This is a genomic window from Rhizobium sp. NXC24, assembly GCF_002944315.1.
Classification (GTDB): Bacteria; Pseudomonadota; Alphaproteobacteria; order Rhizobiales; family Rhizobiaceae; genus Rhizobium.
Genome location: NZ_CP024312.1, coordinates 230,401 through 248,554, shown reverse-complemented (window position 1 = coordinate 248,554; position 18,154 = coordinate 230,401). Strand labels below are relative to the sequence as shown.

The window sequence follows — 18,154 nt, the reverse complement described above, 5'->3', positions numbered from 1 at the left end:
TAGCCGGGGCGTTGTAAATCGTCTCGATGTGAAAAGTAATGATTTACATAATGCTTCGGCGAAAAGAGAGGGCAGGTGCCGCGAGTGCGGATGTTAGGGCAGAAATGGCTTTTGGCGATGGCTGTAGGTGCGGTGTCACAAGTTTCGCAGGTATTAGCGGAGGGCACATTTCCAGCGGTGGCATAGACATGAGACTTTTCTCGGCTGACTGAAACTGAGCCGCTTCTTCCGGTTTCTGCCCCCATTGTGCCGGTGTTAGCTTCGGATCAGTGGTGACCTCCGCAAGCTTGGCAATATTCCCGTCCTCAGATAGCTGGAATATCGTCACAAGTTTGAGTTTGCCATAGGAAGTGAACATCGAAATTTTCCCCGATCCAAGATCAGAGAATGTAACGTTTTGCTGTAAAACGGTAGAATTCCCGCCATCTACATACACAAAGTTGCTATTTCGAACCGCAAGATATGCACTGGCGCAATGCCTGCCGGCCATGTGCAATTCGCTAGTCGTAAATTTCACGATATTTGGACTTTGTTCGCGATCTGAGCATGAGGCCACCCTCGGCGAGCAGGCGCCGGCAAGTCCGTCTACTTCGAAAAGTCTTTCAATATATCATCGCTGAGCAGCAACTAACACCGCGCAATAGCGGTTCCTGATGCAATGCTGTCGCGAGTTGGTTTCAGTTTGATCAATCGCTCGGACTGTTGCAATCGGGAATGCCGGTCCCCCGTCGGACCGAAAATCCGCGCGCCTCAGGAGGCGGCATGAACGAGATTCAGCGGAATAGAGAAAGCCTAGCCGCTATTGGTCAGCGTTCTTCGAATTTCATAGTCCTTTTTTCGGGCTCCAGCATAGCCCTCTTGTCAACAACACGTTCAATTCGTTGGCCGGTGCGATATTTTTCAAGCAGTAGGAAGAAGATTGCGGCCAGCCATAATGCAGCGATGCCCCTGAGTGTCCAGGCGAAGCCTGTTGGACCCAAAAAATCGTACAAATTTCCCATGCGGTGAGGCCGCTTCTCGCCGTCAAAAATAGATGTGTAAACAATGAGAGCTGTGAAGAATATCACCAGCTTATTTTCCTTGAAAACTTTCACTGCCAAGCGGGTCCGGGACTTTCGCTTACCCCACTGGAGCTTATATCGCTGGTCACCTAGCATCCTACGTTTCCATTAAGAGCCGTTTTCAACCGGCCTGATTATAACTCGCTCGTTCGCGCACGAGGTAGATTGCGCTGGCTAAGTCGTGCCGCGAGCTCACACTAGTTCTCAGGTGTCTGGGCGTGAACAAAACGACAGGGCGCAAGCTTTTCTTCAGCAAATGCTATCGCTTCCGAAGAAAACTAGACTGGATTAATCGTAGCGAAGGTCATGTTAAAATTGAGTGCGAATCTTGTCAAAAAACTTACGTCGCTAGCCAGCAAGGGCGCTTTGATGCCACGTCAGGATACTACAAGAAGTGTAATGCGACCAAGGTTCGCGGGACGGCTGAATATTACACGTCCGACAGAGGTTTCGTGGGTAACGACAGAGTTATCTCACTCACCTGATATCGATTTGTTCCATAATTTACCTTACGAACCAAATGTTATAACAGTTCGCCATTAAACTCTAGCAGGATGAATCGACCGACAGCTATCTTACGACACCCATTGATCCTATGAACCAGATCGGAATGAACACGGGCTGGCGAAAAGCTTCCAAAGCGGCCGCCGGAGTTCGTCGCCTCGATCATTCCGAAACGTCAGAGGGCCACGCCAGTTATAGGATCGACGATCGGCCGCTCGCTCTCGTCCTTGCTGCCAGCGGGCTGGACGGTTGGCGGCGCGAGTGATTCTTTGTCGGCCTTTTCAGGCTTTTCCGGTACCGGATTCACGTCCTTGGGTCGTCGCTGCTCGGGCGTCGCATTCGTATCGTTGGTGCTCATCGTCTTCTCCATCAAACTTGGCATCTGCCTAAAAGAACAATGATTGTCGGCACCGCCCCTCAATCGAATTGTTCACCGTGGCCGATCTGTTCGCGAACCGCATCGCCAATTGGCGGATCATCAGCAGGATCCGGGTCCGCACTGTTGGCGTCCTCGAGAGAGTGGGCCGCCTCGACGAGGGCGCCGAGTACCTCTCGCGTGCCCCACCCCGCTTCGTTCGCCGAGGCGATAACTTCTTCCAGGGTTTTTCTGGCCGCCGCCTTCAATTCCTCGAAGCGCTGCTGCAAATCCTCGGATCGTGGTGATGGAAACGGCATGGTCTGCTCCTTTCGTTGACGAGGTAACCCGCAGGACATCGGTCGGTTCCCGCTGGCGCCTTGACGCATCCCAGCGGAACAACATTCATCATCACGGTGCATAGCTCGCCGCCACAGTTCGCCTGGCGGTATCTGTCTTCGGCTCTCGATGAGAGAGTTGCCAAATATGCCGACAACGCCTATCCATCCGGATACTTTCTATGTTCTCTATGCTCCTCGCATTTTTATTTTTATAAAGATTCGCGCCCACTAAAATGCCAATGCATGCAGATTCAGCCGAATTGCGCGACAGGTGCCGCGCTTTCAGTATCGACGAACTGCTGGCGGATGCCTCCTTTGCAGCTGCTCTCCGTGATGCCGCATTGGAGTTGCTGGCGATCCATCGTACGGCGCCGAGAGTGGTGCGTTATGTCGCCGACCTGCAGAAGTGGCTGCTCAGCCAGGCGACATTGGCAATGAATTTTGAGCGTAAGCTCGATCCGAGCTACCCGCCAGTCACGGTTTCCAATCTGAGAAAATTCTTGGTCGAGAACCATGTTGCCAGCCACAACACAGCGATTGTCGATACCGGATCAATACTCCCCAGCGTGTTGCCTCACGTAATTTTGCTATTGTGTGCCTCATCTACAATGCTACTGCCTTGTCCAGCATGAGGGATCTGGAGCGACATGTGAGCCAGAGTGCCGGCGTCACCGATGAGCCGCTGCACGGCTTGCTGTCGCCACAGCCTTACTCGCTTCTGTAGCGTGCGAACCTGTCGGAAGCTGTATTGTCCAGGGTAACGGGCTTGGAACTCGACAAGTGCCTGCCTCTCCTCCCAATGCCATTCCGATGCTGCGGTGGACATCTCCCAGGCGACTGGTGCGGCGACAAACCGCCCGGTCACATCACCGAAGTTCTCGGCGAATATGCGCCTCCGGCATCTTTCGTTGCTGCAACGCAAGCGGCGGAATTTAAAGTTATCGTGACCACCCGCCCTAGCCACGGCAGGTCCGCAAGGCGTCTCTCGTAGTGGCTATGAATGCGATGCGAAGCTTTGCAGCAATCGGGACATTTGGCTCCTGTCGATCGGAAGCGGCAATCGATCGATATTGCCTCCTTTGACTGCTGAATGTGGTCGACGACCAAAGACGGCGGGATCAACGGTAGAATGCGCTCCGCCATTCTATGCTCCTGCTGATTCGGATGTCGAATCAACAGGATTTGCACTGAAAATGGGCGCAACGAGGAACGTGTCCATCGCCCCCCACGATCTCCGCGGAACGCAGTTTGTCGCGAGCGAACGCTAGGATCTACATATTCGGGGCGATCTGCCCGAAGAAGGGTAGGGATGCAGCCATTGTCATGCCCTGGTGTGAAACAGAGGCAATGAACGTGCACCTTCAGGAAATCAGCAGCGAGGTCAATCACGGTGCGCACGCGGTTCTGATCCTCGATCAGGCGGGTTGGCATTCATCGGCCAACTGATCGTCCGGAAAATATCACCTTGCTGTTCCTGCCGCCGCAATCCCTTGAACTGAACCCTGTTGAAAATGTGTGGCAATTCCTGCGCGACAACTGGCTGTCGAACCGCGTCTTCGCACCCTACGACGACATCGTCGTTCATTGCTGCGCCGTTTAGAACGAACTGGTCGACCAGCCTTGGAAGATTATGTCAAGCGGAATGCGCGACTGGACACATCGGTCTGACCAATGCCGATTGGTATAATCAGGAAGCCACCGATAGTTCACCAGGGCGATGATCGTCCGCAACCTGAAATCGTTGCTCGACGTCTAACCGGATCGCTTTGGCCCGATATTTCTATGGTGAAAACGCCGGCGCGGATCTGGCTGCTTAAGATGCCGAAGGAGCAGACAGAAGAAATTGCCGAAGGAATTCTTCGAACCCGAAGCATGAACGCACCAAGCTATTCCGCAGCCAAATCCTGTACTCAGCCGAACAAACAGTTCTGTGATTCGCCCAGCCTGTTAATCGTGCAAGCAACGTTGGCCTGTCACTGAATGGACTCACGCACTTAGTGATGCAGGAGGTATCGGCAAGATACCTCCACCCATCCCGACCGAAACGTCCTGGGTCGACTATCCTGCCTTGCTCGCGCCATCCGAGTTTCCGCGCTCGATAATTGAGAGATAGCGTTCCGCCGCCTTAGCGAATTTGGCCTGCCAAATGGAGTGCGCTTCACGAAGATTTCGGTCACGAATGGCCTCGAACAACTTCATGACGTAGCTTTCCGCGTCACCCTTGCGATCCGTATAGACAACTCCCAGAAGATTGTTGAACCGGCGGACATCGCCGGTTAGTTCGGAGAAATATCGTATCGTCCTCTGAAGGCCCGTTGCATCGATAATTGCCTGTTGGAATTCGAGATCATTGTGAACGGTCTCTTCTTGACTTTCCAGCTCGGCAAAGCGGACAGCATTGTGTGCCAGCTTCTCCAATCGTTTTAGATCCGTCGGAGTAAGCCGGTCATTCTCGCTCATCAGATAGTCGAGCGCTAACATTCCGAGAGCCACCCTGATATTATAGACTTCCGTTACGCTATCGGCCTCCACCGCGCTGACAGAGGCACCTTTGTTGCGCTTGAGTTCGACGAAACCCTCACGGGCGAGCAACCTCAATGCTTCGCGGACCGGATGACGTGACACGTCAAGCATGTCGGTCAGCTGCTGTTCGATCAGGCGATCTCCAGGTTTGAAATGACCCTCTATGATGGCCTTGCGAATCTGCTCTGCAGCAAACTGCGTCGCCTCCATTGTGCTCATAGGAGTGATGACTGGAGTTGAACCGGTTCTAGCCATGATGCCCTCGCTTCAATTGCAGAGCGTCATAATGTATCGGCTTTTTTTTGTCGATTATATACAAAGCCGCGAGACAATTACGGGCTCTCGCTGTTCGGATGAGAAGGCGCGAGCCCGAAGAATCATAGTGAGATCGAGATCTGCTTGGCCGGCTGGGCTCCCGCGCCCCGATAGGCCGTGATTTCGATTTCAAACAGATACTCCGGACCACCGAGCGGGCCACAGCTCACGCAGCTTGCCGGATCGATGCCGCGAAACTTCTCGCCCATATAGGCCATGACATCAGAAACATCCTCCTGCCGCGGAATGAATATCCGCCGCCGGACGACGTCGGCGAGCGAGGCGCCAACTGACTCAAGAGCGCCTTCAACGTTTTTCATCGCTTGCCTGGCCTGCTCGACTGCAGTGTCTGGCATTGCCCGGGTTTTGTAGTCGCGTCCTGCGGTCAACGACATGAAGATCCAGTCCCCGACCGCCACGATGCGGGAATAGCCCTCTTTGTCTTCGAGGATGCTGCCCGACTTGACCTTTACGATTTCCGTCACTGATGATTTCCTTGCTTAAATTCGGTAGAGTTCCGGGAACCAATGCTTAAATCGAGATGCCGCCGTCGATGGCGATTGTCTGACCTGTCGTCATCTTTGCGGCGAATCCGAGATAGACGATGAGCTCGGCGACTTCGGCCGGCGTGGCGAGGCGTTTCATCGGCGTCGCAGCGATCGTCGCCTGGCGGCGCTCGTCGGACCATTCGATGCCCCACGAGCTGTCGACCGCACCCGGCGCGACCGAGTTTACGCGGACGTCCGGGGCTAGCGAGCGGGCGAGGTTCTTGGTCAAGTTGATTACGGCTGCCTTCGATCCACTATAGGCAATGGTGCTCGCGACCGCACCAAGGCCGGCAATCGATGCCGTGTTGACGATCGCGCCACCTACCTCCTTTAATGCCGGTGCTGCGGCCTTGGAGCAGCGGAAGACGCTCATGAAATTCACGTTCAAAAGATTTGCCCACAGCTCTTCGGTGATCGAGTCCAGATCGGTGATCGGTATTGGATGGCGAACTCCGGGCGTCCCAGCATTGTTGACGAGGAGATCGAGACGGCCGAGATCGGCGATCGCCTTCAACACCATGTCCTTCGCACTCTCGGCATTGCCGACGTCGCCGGACGCCGCGACAACCTTGAACCCTTCTTTTTGTAAGGCTTCGACGGCTGCCGGTCCTCGCGGATCATCGGGAAGAAAGTTGATTGCAACCGTCGCACCGCTCTTGGCGATGAGGCGTGCTGCTTCCAGGCCGATGCCGGATGCCCCACCCGTAATGAGGGCTGTACGTCCGGAAAGGTCGAACGAGATCATTTGAATGCTCCTTTGTGTTTAGCTTGCGCCAGCGCTACGCGGCCGACATCTTGCAGCCTCCACCGGCCGGCCGCTTCTCGCGTCGCAGAAACTTCTGAGTTTGTTCCATCCGAGGATTGTCGATAACCTGTTCGGCAGTGCCGAGTTCACAGACCTCCCCCTGGTGAAGGAATGCGACACGATCGGCCGATTCCCGGACGAAGTTGATGTCGTGCGTGACGACCACCATGGTCATGCCTTCCGACTTGAGCAGGCGCATCGTTTCCAGAACCTCACCAACAAGCTCGGGATCGAGCGCTGAGGTTACTTCGTCGAAAAGCATATAGGAGGGCTCCATCGCGAGCGCCCTTGCGATCGCGAGCCGCTGCTGCTGTCCTCCCGAGAGGCGTGAAGGAAGATTGTCGGCCTTGTCCTCCAGCCCGACATACTCCAGATGCTTTTGCGCGATCTGGCGCGCTTCGGCCCGGCTCTTCTTGGCAACCACGCGTGGAGCGAGCGCCACGTTCTCGAGTGCGGTCAGATGCGGAAACGCGTTGTACTGCTGGAAGACAATCCCCAACCGGCGTCTCAGCAGATTGATATTGGTGCGACGGTCGTGCACGGCGATCCCGTCGACCACGATCTCTCCCGACTGGATCGGTTCCAAGCCATTGATGCATTGGAGGAGCGTCGACTTGCCGGAGCCGCTGGCGCCGATCATGCAAAGAAGTTCGCCTTTATTGACGTTGAGACTGATGCCCTTGAGAACCTCGAGCGGACCGAAATTTTTCCTGACGTTGCGAATTTCAATCATATCAAGATCCTTCTTTCCAGGTAACGGCTGTACCGCGAAACCGGGTAGCAGATGATGAAGTAGAAGAGCCCGGTCCCAAGCAGGAGAAGCCAGGTTTCGTGCGTCCGCGTCATCAGCGTCTGCGCATTGCGAGTGAATTCGACGTAACCGATCACGCCTGCAAGCGAACTGTCCTTGATGAGGCTGAGGAACAGGCCGATCCAGGACGTCAGTCCGGCGCGATAGGCAAGCGGGCTCGAGATATAAGCGAGCTCCTGGAAATAGTTCATTCCTAATGAGCGCGCGCCGCGCCGGTAATTTTCAGGTACGGCAAGGAAGGCCGAGCGGGCAACCTCGGCAGTGACCGCCGCCATCCATATGCTGAGCGCGGCAGTGCCAAACCAGAACGGCGACGTCTGGAACCCCGCCGTGGAAAGAAAGCTGTTGGCCAGAATGAGCTGGATGACCATTGGGACGCCGCGGACGATGTCGATCATGGGCGATGTGACGAGCCGGATTGTCAACGATAGCGTGCGCAACCACCCGAGTACGATGCCGACGACGGATCCGATGATCGCGGCGCAGACAGCGATACGAACGGTATTGACCGCACCGAGCAGAAGAAAATAGCTGTCCGACCACTGCAGTCCTTGATGTGCAAGCTGAAACTGCATTGCTAACTCCTGTACATAAATCGGAAAGCCAGCTGGGCGGAGAGCTGCAGAATCTTTGCCATCAAATAGTAGATCGCAGCGGTGACGATGAAAAACTCGAAGGTCCGGAAGGATTGGGATTGCGCATATTGTGCAGTGCCTGCCAGTTCCCTCAGCCCAACGAGCATGCCAAGCGACGTATTGAGCAGGCCCCAGATGCCCTGAGTGACGAACGCGAAGAAGATCACCTTGAACACCTGGGGGAAAATGACGTGCAGGAAGCTCTGCAAGCTGTTCATGCCGAGCGAGCGGGCAGCCGACATCTGCTGACGGGGGATAGCAGCAAGGCCGCCCCTGAAGATTTCGGCAAGATAGCCTGCATTGTTGAACGAGATTGCCGTCAGGACCGAGGCGTAGCTGGAGATGTTGATACCGAGGGTGCCCAGTCCAAAGTACATCATGTAGACCTGGAACAGCACAGGGGTGTTCCGGGACAGCTCGACCCAGGCGGTGGCCACACGGTAGCTCCAGCCCTCCCCACTCTGTCGCGCGACAGCCATAGGCATTGCAAACAGCGTTCCAATAATGAGCGATAGAAACGCGATCTGCAGGCTGATCCAGGCGCCGGCGAGCAGTTGGGGAAGCGCATCCCACACTATTGGCCAATAGAAGTTATATCCATTCATCGATTTCTTCCGGAATCGGCCATCGGCAATTCATTGCCGATGGATAGGCCAAATCAAGATACATCGTTGGAAGCATCAAGGCAGCACGGAGTCCAAGCTGCCCGGGTCACTTCGCATCCTGACAAATCAGAAATCCACGCCTGGCGCGTTCAGGTTCGGCACCTCGCCGTCGCCAAAGAACTGCTTGTAGACTTCCGCGAAGCGGCCGCTCGACTTCTGCTGCCAGACAAAAAGCTTCGCCCAATTGAGAAACTGCTGATCGTCTCGCTTCACTGCGATCGAGACCTGATCGTTGATAGGAGCGAGCCCGGCAGAGATGAATTCGGGGAACTGGCCACTTTCCGACAACGTCTTGAAGACCGCGGTGGCCTGAAGAATTGCGTCGACCTTGCCTTGCTGAAGCGCAAGGAATGCCTCGGTGTCGCTGGCAAAGCCCGTATAGGTCGCACCCGTGTTCTTCCAGCCCTTTTCGATCTGAGAGTTCAGCAGCTGTTCGGTCGTCGTTCCGATGACGCCGCCGAGCTTCGCGCTCTTCAGGTCATCCCAACCCTTTACGCTGGTTCCCTTTCGCGTGATGACGGTCGTCGTATAGTTCATGTACGGCTGCGTGAATGCCACGGTCATTGCACGCTTCGGCGTCGGCGTCGTCGAGGCGATCAGCACGTCGACGCGATTGGACACGAGCGCCGGAATTCTGTCGGGGCTTGGCGTCTCCACGACTTCGGCTTCGACGCCGAGTGCGGCAGCCATGTCCTTGCAGTACACGACGTCGAACCCATCGGGCTCGTTGGAGGTGTTTCTGAAGCCGGACGGCGGCGAATCAAGCATGATGCCGCACCGCAGCTTCTTGCTGTTTACGATGTTGTCGAGCGCCGATTCGGCATGCGAAGGGCCGGCGAAAGCCAATGTCGCCAGAGCGACGCCGACGAGCATGAGGCTGAATTTTGTTTTCATGGTAGTTCCCCTTGTTTTTAAGTTAGGCTTGTGATGACGTGGCCGGACTTTACGCCCCCATCCGCACTCTTTAACTGGCCTTTCGCTGCTGACTTGCTTCGTGGCCACTCGATCCGATAGGACCGAGTTCCTTCTCGATCAGCGGCACCACTTCCTTCTTGAACCGCATGATCGAGTTGTGCGCCTTTTCAATCGGCATGCATCCGAAGGAGAAGTTGCACGTGTAGTTGGTGGGATTGAGCCGCTTGATATCGGCGATCATCTTTTCCGCGACCATATGAGGGTCGCCGACCACCATGTTGTCGGCGTATTGGTCGAGCGTATATTCGCCATCATAGGGTTCGTCGCGGATATAGCCCTTGTCATCGATCGGCAACTCGGCCTGTCGAAGATGGTGAGCCATACGACCAACATAGCGGGCACGCTCGCCGACAGCGAGCGCTTCGCTGCGGCTGTCGGTGATGTTGACGTATTGCATGATCGCCAGCGGCTTCTTCAGCGGGTTCTCACCGATGGATTCCCATGCCTTGTTGAGCCCGTCCCCCATCTTGTACAAAACGGGCGAGCCCAGGGTGCTTGCCGCGATGAAAGGCGTCGCATTCCATTTCTTGAACCTGTCGAGCAGCTTGGGGTGCGACGTCGTCACGAAGATCGGCGGCAGCGGCTTCTGTTGGGTACTGACCGCGAAGCTGGTCTTGGGAACGCTGAAAAACCTGCCCCGATATTCGACTTCGCCGTCGACCAATGCTTTCTCGATGACGTCCCAATATTCGAGGAAGACGTCGACCTTGTCCTCGATGGCGGTACCGTAACGGTCGAATTCATATTGCTGATAGCCGGTTCCCATGCCGACGACCAGGCGTCCTTCCGTCTGCGTATCGGCGACCGCGATCTCCTGGGCAACGCGCAGCGGATTGTAGAGCGGCAGCACGATGACTCCCGGTCCAAGCTTGATCTTATTTGTCCAGCCCGCCGCGTAGGAGCACATCATCAGCGGGGATGGCGAACTGGAATAGTTGGCGAAGTGATGCTCGGCAAACCAGGCGATATCGAAGTCCAATTCCTCGGCGGTCTGGACCATCTTCTTCGTATCGCGCATGACGCCGACGGCACCGTCGGGATGGTCGCGCAAGGTCATAAGGCTGAACAAGCCGAGTTGCATGTCATTCTCCTAAAAACTTTTCTAAGGCGCCGGAGCGCCAAAGGCTTACCGGCCGTTCAGGCCGCATTCGAAAGATGAATCGGAGCGCCGATCGCGTAGAGGCCATCCTGATAGATCAGTGGCGAAACCTCGGCAGCGAAGCGCGAATTGCTCACCCTGCCGATGATGATGTCGTGCGTTGAATAGCTGTAGGCCATATCGATCTCGCAGAAGAGATTGGCCTGGGCGTCGGCGAGATAAGGAATTCCGCCCTCAAGCTCCCAGTTGCCATCGAGGAAACGTTCGCCGGCGGGAACACCCCCGCTGAAACGCCGTGAGATCTCGACCTGCGACGCCTGCAGGAGATTGATGCAGTACCGCCTTTCCTTGTGCAGCGGGGCCAGGACCGAAGCCTTCTGATTGATGCACACGAGGATGGAAAGCGGCGAGAAGCATAGCGACGTCACCGAAGTCACGGTGATGCCATGCCGCACCCCCTCGTTCTGACAGGAAATGACGCACACGGTGGCAGCGAGGCGCCGCATGGATTGACGGAAGTTTTCTTCATTCTGGTCGCGCATTGGATGCTCCCATTCATCACAATTAATTTTGCAGATTATCTACAATCCGTCAACGCACAAATGCGTCGCGAGGAAAGAATGTAAGTAACCGTCGGAATTGGTTCATAAAATCATCTCGAAGCGATCGTGCGCAAATAGATCCAAACCGCAGGCATAACGAACATTATGCGTCTGATCACGTCTGGGATACTGCGGTTAGATCCCTTCAACGGCAAGATGGACTTTCATATCCTCCCTCGCGAAGAGTGCATTTTTTGCGATGAGTCTCTCTACACACCTTGTCGATTGTAGATAATCTGCATTATGATTTACGGGAGAAACTCAGGGAGATCGACGCGGGGTCAGCCATTTGCGATGAGTTTGGGAGGTGCAGATGTTTTCCGACGCTTTTGAAATTCATGACGACCGTTTTCGGAGCCTGATCCTTCCGAACGTTCATGTCGAGAAACTATGGACCGGCGGGCGATGGCTGGAGGGACCAGCTTATTTCGCCGCAGGGCGTTACCTACTTTTTTCTGACATACCAAACGATCGGCTTATGCGGTGGGACGAGACGGACAATTCAGTTTCGGTGTTCGAGAGTCCTTGTGGATTTCAAAACGGACACACTATCGACCGCGAAGGCCGGCTGATCGCATGCGAACACGGATCGCGCCGCGTCTCCCGCGTCGAGCACGACGGCTCGATCACTGTCCTTGCATCGCACTATCTCGGCAAGCGACTGAATTCTCCGAATGACGTCGTGGTAAAGTCCGATGGCTCCGTCTGGTTCACGGACCCGACCTATGGCATCGACAGCGACTATGAAGGACAACGAAGCCCATCGGAGATCGGCAGCTCAAACGTCTACCGCGTCGATCCTGCGGACGGCCTTCTCTCGATCGTTGCAGATGACTTGGTCAAGCCCAATGGCCTTGCCTTCAATCAAAACGAGTCGACGATCTACATCGTTGACAGTGGCGCGACCCACAGCATCGACGGTCCCAGACACATTCGCGAATTTGACGTCGCGCCGGACGGCAAGACCTTGGGTAACGGCCAGGTCCTGGCGACATGCGATCAGGGCATCTACGACGGCATGCGCCTTGATGAAAAGGGAAACATCTGGGTCGGTACGGCGGACGGGGTTCATTGCTTGAGCAGCGGCGGGGAATTGCTAGGCAAGATCCGCATCCCGGAAACAACCGCTAACGTGGTGTTTGGAGGTGCCAAGAGAAACCGCCTGTTTATCTGTGCTACCCAGAGCCTCTATGCCATCTTTCTGCAAACTAGGCCGATGGCTCGACCGGCGACGACATAGGGCATCTCGATCGTGACTACCTCTGCGAACTTAACCAAAGGGAACAAACAAATGAACTCATCCTTCGCTGAACAAGTCATCGTGGTTTCTGGCGCCGCCGGCGGCGTTGGCCAAGAGGTCGTGGTTAAATTATTGGCGCAAGGTGCGCGCATCTGCGCGACAGATATCACGTCGTCGGTCCAGGATCTCGAAAACCTCGCGCCCGGCCGCATCGTCGCCGTCGTGGCAGACGTTACGCGGTCCGATGACGTCGAAGGAATTTTCAACCGTGCTGAAGATGCTTTCGGCCCGGTCGGTATCCTGATCAACAATGCGGGCTTTATCATTTCGAAATCGGTGCACGATACCAGCGAGGAGGAGTGGGACAGCGTCATGAATGCGAATGCCAAGGCGTTCTTCCTGATGGCAAGACGAGCGCTCCCCTCCATGATCGAAAGACAGTCTGGGTCGATCGTTGCAACTGGCTCGATCTCGAGCGTCGTGGGTCTCCCCGAACAAGCCGCATACTGTGCGGCTAAAGGCGCGCTGTTGCAACTCGTTCGACAGATGGCAATCGACTATGCGCCGAAAGGTATTCGCGTCAACGCCGTAGGCGCCGGCTCTATCAACACGCCATTTCTGACACGATACCTCGAAGGATTGGAGGATCCGAAAGCCGGAGAGGCAGCCATCAAGAGTGCTCATCCCCTTGGACGCTGGGCAGAACCAAGCGAGATCGCCGATGCGATTGTATATCTCGCAGGGTCAAGCGCATCATTTGTCACAGGGCACATCCTCATGGCCGATGGAGGCTATAGCGCGCGGTGAGAGGTAAACTGTTGATTTGTCAAACGGGGAAAGAGCACCAAAGCCTTGACTTGGATGAGTGACCGACGGCCCCCAAAAGTGGACATGGCTGCTTTTAAGGTGACGGGAAATCCCCGTTAGCTCAACGCCACTGATTCCTGCGATGGAAGCCCTCACTCCAGATTTCTTGTGCAGGGCAAGACAGTAACATTCTATGTAAGGCGACACGTTGAGGAATATTGCTCCGGTACTGACACGCCGTGCTAAGCGCAATCATCTCACTGTGATCGAACGGGCAACCGGAGCGTCAGATCGCGGGCCTGAAATGTACCGCCGGCTCGTTGGCTATGTCGCGAAACAAGATAGCAAAGATAACTCCGGCATTATGGAGCAAATGCCCCAAGCCGTTCAACGTTGCGCAGAGCCTGCTGGTGAGGGCAGATTCCAAGGTGCCGCTTCGCTTCCGAGGTCGGCCGCATTCGCGAACTGCTCAGCGATCTCCGCGTCGTCTTTGTCCGTCCTAAGCGGCGCAGGATATCAAGCACGATTGTGGCGGTTATTCTTGCCCTGACAAGCTCGGTGACCGCTCGCCGCGCATGTGAAGATGTTCGGTGTGCTTTCGAAGGCGGCGCAACCAGCTTGAAACCGGGATCGCGGAACCCGATCACCTTCTCGAATGCAGCTTTCTGATCGTCGAGAACGAGATCGCTCGCTGCAGCTCCTCGAGCCTGGTGTTGATCTCGACTCGTTTCACTTTCAATTCGTCTACGACTTCCACCATACTCTACACTCCCGAGGCCCCCAAGGAGATTGCATCAGCCGTCGTCGGAATCTTGTGGCACTTGCTTGCTCCATAATGCCGGATAACTCTCTTAGAGAGAACGCTTACTTCAACCTTGGCCGACGCACTGATCGACGTTGCCACATCGGGAAAGGCGAGCTGCTGATATCCAAGTTTTGTTGGCGTATCCGCAAAACGAAACTAACCCATAAGGCGTTGCACAATAAACAAGATCTTAAGTTCCCATTAACCATCTCCAGCGGATTTCGGTCTGGCTCGATCAACGAGCATTTCACATTGCTTCAAAGTTTCAAAAGGCATCGATAAATGCGGCTTACAATTAAATCGACACTGTTTGCCCTCTTTGGCGGCATTGCGGCCGTTTCCATCGGACAGGGCCTGATCTCCGCACGTAGTCTTGCTGTAATCAGTGAGGCGAGCCGTTCAATTGCTGATGACACGGTCCCTTCCGTGCTTACGCTTGGTCAATTGAATGCCGATTACGGCGACCTGCGTGTCGAGCACCAAGCCTATTTGCTAGCCGATGCCGAAAAGCACCAAGCGATTCTTGCCGATATCAAGGAAACAGAGTCCGAAATCGCTAAAGACCTGAAAGCCTATGAGCCCGCTGTTACAAGCGATAGCGAAAGGGCGATTTATCAACAATTTGTCAACGCCAACGTTGTGTACCAGCAAATCTGGCAGCGCGCAAAGGGGCTGGAGGACAGCGGCAAGAGCGCGGAAGCCACTGCTTTGCTTCTTGGCGAAGGTAAGGTAGCTTACGATAAGGCGGGCGACGCGATTCAGCAAGACGTCGACAAGAACGTGGCTGATAACAAGGCGAACCTGGACACGACAGGTGCCACCATCGATTCAAGTTTGACCTTAACCTACGGTGCGCTTGGCATTGCCAGTTGCGTCGCAATTTTCGCCATGGTGCTGACCTCGCGCCGAGTGATGAAACCCCTTAGCCGGATGACCGCCTACATGAATTTGCTGAGCGGCGGCAACACAAGCCAAGACGTGCCCGATCGCCATCGTCATGACGAGATTGGTGACATGGCGCAAGCGGTCGAAGTATTCCGGCAAACGGCGATTTCGAATACTCAGCTCGAGGTTGAGGCGGAAAAACGCCGCCGCATAGCGGAAGCGGACGGCGCCGCGAGACTACAACACGCGGAGAATGAAGCCGCCGAAGTACGCAAGGCGACGTCCAATCTTGCCAGTGGTCTGAAGCGCTTGGCCTCGGGCGACTTGGCATTCCAACTCACCGAGACGCTTACTCCTGATTTCGAGCCGCTGCGGCTTGATTTCAACAACTCCGTGAGGGAATTGGGCGAGACCCTTGCTGCGATCTCTCATTCGACATCGACAATGGATGGCAGTTCGCGCGAGATCAGCCACGGGGCAGCCGAGCTGTCAAAGCGTACTGAGCAACAGGCAGCTTCGCTGGAGGAAACTTCCTCAGCTCTGGAAGAGATCACAGTTGCGGTGAAGAGCTCGACGGAACGGGCTCTGGAAGCAAGTCACATGGTCGACGAGGCGCGCCGCAGCACCGAACAGTCGAGTGCCGTCGTCAGGGATGCAGTTGCAGCGATGGGGCGGATCGAACAGGCTTCGGGCGAGATTGGCCAGATCATCAATGTCATCGATGAGATCGCCTTCCAAACCAATCTTCTGGCTCTCAACGCCGGGGTCGAAGCTGCCCGGGCCGGTGAGGCCGGCAAAGGTTTTGCGGTCGTCGCCCAGGAAGTTCGCGAACTGGCGCAGCGCTCAGCCAACGCGGCTAAGGACATCAAGGGGCTCATCAATCGTTCCAGCGAGGAAGTCAACTCAGGTGTCAAACTCGTCACTGCGACCGGAGAGGCGCTAACGCTAATTCAGGGGCATGTCGTGAGAATCAACGAACATGTCAACTCGATCGCGACCGCTGCGAGAGAGCAATCGACCGGGCTGTCCGAAGTCAACACTGCCATCAATCAGATGGACCAGGTAACTCAGCAGAACGCAGCAATGGTGGAGGAATCCACCGCGAGCACCAGCCAGATGGCGCAGGAGGCGGCTAAATTGCGTGACCTAGTGGCCCGGTTCAAATTGGATACGGCAGCTTCCGTGCCGCGTCAGGTCGTGCGCGCGGCTACCTCCAATAGCAAGCCAGTCGCTTCACCGGCCCGCACGCTCGGCCACAAACTTGCCAGCGCCTTTGGTGGTCGCGCAACTTCCACAGCGGTCGCAGAGCAGTGGGAGGAATTCTGATGTCTGAGGCGGATCATCAGGGCAACCATCCTTCAACTGCGACGCTGGAGATTATCGCCTTTCATCTGGGTGACAGGCAGTTCTGTATCAGGACCACTTCGATCCGGGAAATCCGGGGCTGGGCGGCGGCAACGCCGCTGCCCCACGCGCCGCCACACGTCCTCGGCGTCATGAACCTGCGGGGCTTCGTCATCCCGGTCATTGACCTTGCGGCAAAGCTCGGCATCCCAAGCGCTGTCGACACCAGCCGTAGCGCCATTGTCGTTGTCGAAGTGGGGCAAGGCGTCATCGGCCTGGTCGTCGACCAGGTCTCCGACATCCTGTCTGTCAGCGATGATCGCATTCAGCCGGTTCCGGATTTCGGCGCCGCATTTGATCCCGCCTTCGTGCATGGCATCATCCCGCTCGAACAAAACATGGTCTGCTTCCTCAATCTTGACCACATGTTCGCCAATGTCATGCAGGCATCGACGGCTTAGCAACCAATTTTTTAGATCCAGTCTCCAAAAGGTCAGCTCTTGTCACAGATTATCAACCTGCCAATCACCAAACCCGCTCAGACCGATTCAGTCGTCATGTCGGCTAGCGCCGACGCATCTTGCCAGGCAGATCTGCTTCGGCAGTTTGAAGGCGAGCGAAGAAAGATACTCAACCTCACTAACTATCTGGAAGCACTTTATGCCCGTCTGCTGATCGCCAGCACAAATGATCCGGCCGTTTCGCCCGTCACAAGCAACGCCCTACTCTATAAGCCCCAATGAGGGACCGCAGCTTCCGATACGGTCGCTAAGATGGGAGCATTTAAAGGTTGGTGGCACCGCGCGACCGCTGCCAGTTTCGCATACATTCTTCCTTCAATTTCTGCTCGGGCTCGGCGTGACGGGAGTTTTGCAGTGACCGCGGCACAAAGAGAATGGCGACGGTGATTGATGTATCCGTCTTAACGCGTCGATTACAATTTCGATATCGCGTAAGCGCGCAAATCGCTGCACCTGTTCATTGGCGGAGTGTTGAGCGAATCTGTGTCCACAACGGAGACTGTGGATACAATGACATTGGATGGCGCGGGAATTTCAGGGGAGCTTCGGGTCGTCAAGGTTCTTCGCAATGGCAAGCGGCGGTTTGATCCGGTCGAGAAGGAACGCTTGATCGACGCGGCCCTTGAGCCGGGGGTATCGGTTGCAGGGCTTGCGCTGAAGTACGGGGTGAATGCTAATCAGTTGCGCAACTGGATCAAGCTGCATCAGCGCCGGCAGGCGGAGAAGGCGTTGACGGTTATGCCTTGCGCGCCGTCGGCCTTCGTTCCGGTGGTTGCGGCATCGCCGACTGGACGACCGCCGGCCCCGTCGGCTCCGACATCGCCACGGATGCGCTTGAAGGCATCGCTACCGAACGGCGTGCGGCTTGAGCTTGAAGATGCGGATGCGCAGGCTCTGTCGGCGATGATCGAAGCGTTGGGGCGTTGCGATGTTCCGGCTGGCTGATGATCTGCGCGTCTATCTTCACCGGGAACCGATCGACTTTAGGGCCGGGATCAACAGCCTCGCGATTTTGGTCGAGCAGTCTATGGGCCTCAATCCGTTCGAGCGGGCGGTATTTGCCTTCTGCAACCGTCGCAGAACCCGGATGAAATTGCTGTTTTTTGATCGATCGGGCTTTGTGCTAATTTTGAAAGCGCTGACCGAAGATAAGTTCCGCTGGCCTCGGCGACAGGAGGCTGTGGTGTCGCTTGATGCCGAGCAATTGCACTGGCTGCTCGACGGCATTGATCTCGACGCGATGGTTCGCCATCCGGTGCGACAATATGAATTTGTCGGGTGAATTTGGCGGTTGACGCAGGGGAGCGGTTCAG

The 18,154-nt window shown here is 55.8% G+C and carries 21 protein-coding genes and 1 pseudogene; 9 read left to right on the top strand and 13 right to left on the bottom strand.

Annotated elements, in window-relative coordinates:
* Positions 1-43: 43 nt before the first annotated feature.
* The 4 genes from NXC24_RS21600 to NXC24_RS21580 all read right to left on the bottom strand — a co-directional run bounded on the left by NXC24_RS21600 (position 44) and on the right by NXC24_RS21580 (position 2,240).
* Positions 44-358 (bottom strand): hypothetical protein, encoded by a 315-nt coding sequence (locus tag NXC24_RS21600; protein WP_104825500.1) that lies wholly within the window; start codon positions 356-358, stop codon positions 44-46.
* Between the two features lie 448 nt (positions 359-806).
* Positions 807-1,157 (bottom strand): hypothetical protein, encoded by a 351-nt coding sequence (locus tag NXC24_RS21595; protein WP_104825499.1) that lies wholly within the window; start codon positions 1,155-1,157, stop codon positions 807-809.
* A gap of 583 nt (positions 1,158-1,740) precedes the next feature.
* The gene (locus tag NXC24_RS21585) at positions 1,741-1,923 is read right to left on the bottom strand and encodes a hypothetical protein (RefSeq protein WP_104825497.1); all 183 of its coding nucleotides are present in this window, start codon (positions 1,921-1,923) and stop codon (positions 1,741-1,743) included.
* Between the two features lie 59 nt (positions 1,924-1,982).
* On the bottom strand, positions 1,983-2,240 hold the full coding sequence (locus NXC24_RS21580; protein WP_104825496.1) for a hypothetical protein: 258 nt from the start codon (positions 2,238-2,240) through the stop codon (positions 1,983-1,985).
* A 260-nt stretch (positions 2,241-2,500) separates the two neighbouring features.
* Between NXC24_RS21580 and NXC24_RS35790 the strand changes: the two genes are divergently transcribed.
* The gene (locus tag NXC24_RS35790) at positions 2,501-2,893 is read left to right on the top strand and encodes a hypothetical protein (protein ID WP_245464011.1); all 393 of its coding nucleotides are present in this window, start codon (positions 2,501-2,503) and stop codon (positions 2,891-2,893) included.
* A gap of 640 nt (positions 2,894-3,533) precedes the next feature.
* Positions 3,534-3,948 (top strand): annotated as a pseudogene (locus tag NXC24_RS35785) (transposase); the annotation flags it as partial.
* Between the two features lie 371 nt (positions 3,949-4,319).
* Here the strand turns inward: NXC24_RS35785 and NXC24_RS21560 are convergent.
* The 9 genes from NXC24_RS21560 to NXC24_RS21520 all read right to left on the bottom strand — a co-directional run bounded on the left by NXC24_RS21560 (position 4,320) and on the right by NXC24_RS21520 (position 11,179).
* Positions 4,320-5,039 carry a GntR family transcriptional regulator gene (locus NXC24_RS21560; RefSeq protein WP_104825494.1) on the bottom strand — a complete coding sequence of 240 codons (720 nt, stop codon included), beginning with the start codon at positions 5,037-5,039 and terminating at the stop codon, positions 4,320-4,322.
* A 122-nt stretch (positions 5,040-5,161) separates the two neighbouring features.
* Positions 5,162-5,584: a RidA family protein gene (locus NXC24_RS21555; protein WP_104825493.1), complete on the bottom strand. Its 423-nt coding sequence runs from the start codon at positions 5,582-5,584 to the stop codon at positions 5,162-5,164.
* A 46-nt stretch (positions 5,585-5,630) separates the two neighbouring features.
* Positions 5,631-6,392, bottom strand: a complete 762-nt coding sequence (locus tag NXC24_RS21550) for an SDR family oxidoreductase (protein ID WP_104825492.1) — start codon at positions 6,390-6,392, stop codon at positions 5,631-5,633.
* A 34-nt stretch (positions 6,393-6,426) separates the two neighbouring features.
* Positions 6,427-7,185 carry an amino acid ABC transporter ATP-binding protein gene (locus NXC24_RS21545; protein ID WP_104825491.1) on the bottom strand — a complete coding sequence of 253 codons (759 nt, stop codon included), beginning with the start codon at positions 7,183-7,185 and terminating at the stop codon, positions 6,427-6,429.
* Positions 7,182-7,838: an amino acid ABC transporter permease gene (locus NXC24_RS21540; RefSeq protein WP_104825490.1), complete on the bottom strand. Its 657-nt coding sequence runs from the start codon at positions 7,836-7,838 to the stop codon at positions 7,182-7,184. The genes NXC24_RS21545 and NXC24_RS21540 overlap by 4 nt, the downstream gene beginning before the upstream one ends.
* Before the next feature lie 2 nt (positions 7,839-7,840).
* Positions 7,841-8,503 (bottom strand): amino acid ABC transporter permease, encoded by a 663-nt coding sequence (locus tag NXC24_RS21535; protein ID WP_104825489.1) that lies wholly within the window; start codon positions 8,501-8,503, stop codon positions 7,841-7,843.
* Between the two features lie 126 nt (positions 8,504-8,629).
* Complete coding sequence (locus tag NXC24_RS21530; RefSeq protein WP_104825488.1) at positions 8,630-9,457, bottom strand: transporter substrate-binding domain-containing protein; 828 nt, start codon at positions 9,455-9,457, stop codon at positions 8,630-8,632.
* 70 nt (positions 9,458-9,527) lie between these two features.
* The gene (locus tag NXC24_RS21525) at positions 9,528-10,619 is read right to left on the bottom strand and encodes an LLM class flavin-dependent oxidoreductase (protein ID WP_104825487.1); all 1,092 of its coding nucleotides are present in this window, start codon (positions 10,617-10,619) and stop codon (positions 9,528-9,530) included.
* Between the two features lie 56 nt (positions 10,620-10,675).
* Positions 10,676-11,179: a flavin reductase family protein gene (locus NXC24_RS21520; RefSeq protein WP_104825486.1), complete on the bottom strand. Its 504-nt coding sequence runs from the start codon at positions 11,177-11,179 to the stop codon at positions 10,676-10,678.
* 373 nt (positions 11,180-11,552) lie between these two features.
* On the opposite strand from NXC24_RS21520, the gene NXC24_RS21515 reads away from it, so the two are divergent.
* The 7 genes from NXC24_RS21515 to tnpB all read left to right on the top strand — a co-directional run bounded on the left by NXC24_RS21515 (position 11,553) and on the right by tnpB (position 18,123).
* Entirely contained in the window at positions 11,553-12,479 is a 927-nt protein-coding gene (locus NXC24_RS21515; protein ID WP_104825485.1) for an SMP-30/gluconolactonase/LRE family protein, read from the top strand.
* A gap of 51 nt (positions 12,480-12,530) precedes the next feature.
* The gene (locus tag NXC24_RS21510; protein ID WP_104825484.1) at positions 12,531-13,286 is read left to right on the top strand and encodes an SDR family oxidoreductase; all 756 of its coding nucleotides are present in this window, start codon (positions 12,531-12,533) and stop codon (positions 13,284-13,286) included.
* A 1,087-nt stretch (positions 13,287-14,373) separates the two neighbouring features.
* Positions 14,374-16,302, top strand: coding sequence for a HAMP domain-containing methyl-accepting chemotaxis protein (locus NXC24_RS21505; protein WP_104825483.1), 1,929 nt, complete (start codon positions 14,374-14,376; stop codon positions 16,300-16,302).
* Positions 16,302-16,781: a chemotaxis protein CheW gene (locus NXC24_RS21500; protein ID WP_104825482.1), complete on the top strand. Its 480-nt coding sequence runs from the start codon at positions 16,302-16,304 to the stop codon at positions 16,779-16,781. Before NXC24_RS21505 ends, NXC24_RS21500 begins: the two co-directional genes overlap by 1 nt.
* A 39-nt stretch (positions 16,782-16,820) precedes the next feature.
* The gene (locus NXC24_RS35170) at positions 16,821-17,063 is read left to right on the top strand and encodes a hypothetical protein (RefSeq protein WP_158704514.1); all 243 of its coding nucleotides are present in this window, start codon (positions 16,821-16,823) and stop codon (positions 17,061-17,063) included.
* Between the two features lie 288 nt (positions 17,064-17,351).
* Positions 17,352-17,786 (top strand): transposase, encoded by a 435-nt coding sequence (locus NXC24_RS21495; RefSeq protein WP_104825481.1) that lies wholly within the window; start codon positions 17,352-17,354, stop codon positions 17,784-17,786.
* On the top strand, positions 17,770-18,123 hold the full coding sequence (tnpB, locus tag NXC24_RS21490) for an IS66 family insertion sequence element accessory protein TnpB (RefSeq protein WP_104825480.1): 354 nt from the start codon (positions 17,770-17,772) through the stop codon (positions 18,121-18,123). The genes NXC24_RS21495 and tnpB overlap by 17 nt, the downstream gene beginning before the upstream one ends.
* Positions 18,124-18,154 lie beyond the last annotated feature (31 nt).

What these genes read in the sequence shown, in the direction of transcription:
- NXC24_RS21505 (WP_104825483.1), top strand. Translation starts at nt 14,374, where the DNA reads ATGCGGCTTACAATTAAATCGACACTGTTTGCCCTCTTTGGCGGCATT.
- NXC24_RS21545 (WP_104825491.1), bottom strand. Translation starts at nt 7,185, where the DNA reads ATGATTGAAATTCGCAACGTCAGGAAAAATTTCGGTCCGCTCGAGGTT.
- NXC24_RS21500 (WP_104825482.1), top strand. Translation starts at nt 16,302, where the DNA reads ATGTCTGAGGCGGATCATCAGGGCAACCATCCTTCAACTGCGACGCTG.
- NXC24_RS21510 (WP_104825484.1), top strand. Translation starts at nt 12,531, where the DNA reads ATGAACTCATCCTTCGCTGAACAAGTCATCGTGGTTTCTGGCGCCGCC.
- NXC24_RS21595 (WP_104825499.1), bottom strand. Translation starts at nt 1,157, where the DNA reads ATGCTAGGTGACCAGCGATATAAGCTCCAGTGGGGTAAGCGAAAGTCC.
- NXC24_RS21495 (WP_104825481.1), top strand. Translation starts at nt 17,352, where the DNA reads ATGACATTGGATGGCGCGGGAATTTCAGGGGAGCTTCGGGTCGTCAAG.
- NXC24_RS21580 (WP_104825496.1), bottom strand. Translation starts at nt 2,240, where the DNA reads ATGCCGTTTCCATCACCACGATCCGAGGATTTGCAGCAGCGCTTCGAG.
- NXC24_RS21585 (WP_104825497.1), bottom strand. Translation starts at nt 1,923, where the DNA reads ATGAGCACCAACGATACGAATGCGACGCCCGAGCAGCGACGACCCAAG.
- tnpB (WP_104825480.1), top strand. Translation starts at nt 17,770, where the DNA reads ATGTTCCGGCTGGCTGATGATCTGCGCGTCTATCTTCACCGGGAACCG.
- NXC24_RS21520 (WP_104825486.1), bottom strand. Translation starts at nt 11,179, where the DNA reads ATGCGCGACCAGAATGAAGAAAACTTCCGTCAATCCATGCGGCGCCTC.
- NXC24_RS21515 (WP_104825485.1), top strand. Translation starts at nt 11,553, where the DNA reads ATGTTTTCCGACGCTTTTGAAATTCATGACGACCGTTTTCGGAGCCTG.
- NXC24_RS21530 (WP_104825488.1), bottom strand. Translation starts at nt 9,457, where the DNA reads ATGAAAACAAAATTCAGCCTCATGCTCGTCGGCGTCGCTCTGGCGACA.
- NXC24_RS35790 (WP_245464011.1), top strand. Translation starts at nt 2,501, where the DNA reads ATGCATGCAGATTCAGCCGAATTGCGCGACAGGTGCCGCGCTTTCAGT.
- NXC24_RS21535 (WP_104825489.1), bottom strand. Translation starts at nt 8,503, where the DNA reads ATGAATGGATATAACTTCTATTGGCCAATAGTGTGGGATGCGCTTCCC.
- NXC24_RS21550 (WP_104825492.1), bottom strand. Translation starts at nt 6,392, where the DNA reads ATGATCTCGTTCGACCTTTCCGGACGTACAGCCCTCATTACGGGTGGG.
- NXC24_RS21600 (WP_104825500.1), bottom strand. Translation starts at nt 358, where the DNA reads ATGTTCACTTCCTATGGCAAACTCAAACTTGTGACGATATTCCAGCTA.
- NXC24_RS21540 (WP_104825490.1), bottom strand. Translation starts at nt 7,838, where the DNA reads ATGCAGTTTCAGCTTGCACATCAAGGACTGCAGTGGTCGGACAGCTAT.
- NXC24_RS21525 (WP_104825487.1), bottom strand. Translation starts at nt 10,619, where the DNA reads ATGCAACTCGGCTTGTTCAGCCTTATGACCTTGCGCGACCATCCCGAC.
- NXC24_RS21560 (WP_104825494.1), bottom strand. Translation starts at nt 5,039, where the DNA reads ATGGCTAGAACCGGTTCAACTCCAGTCATCACTCCTATGAGCACAATG.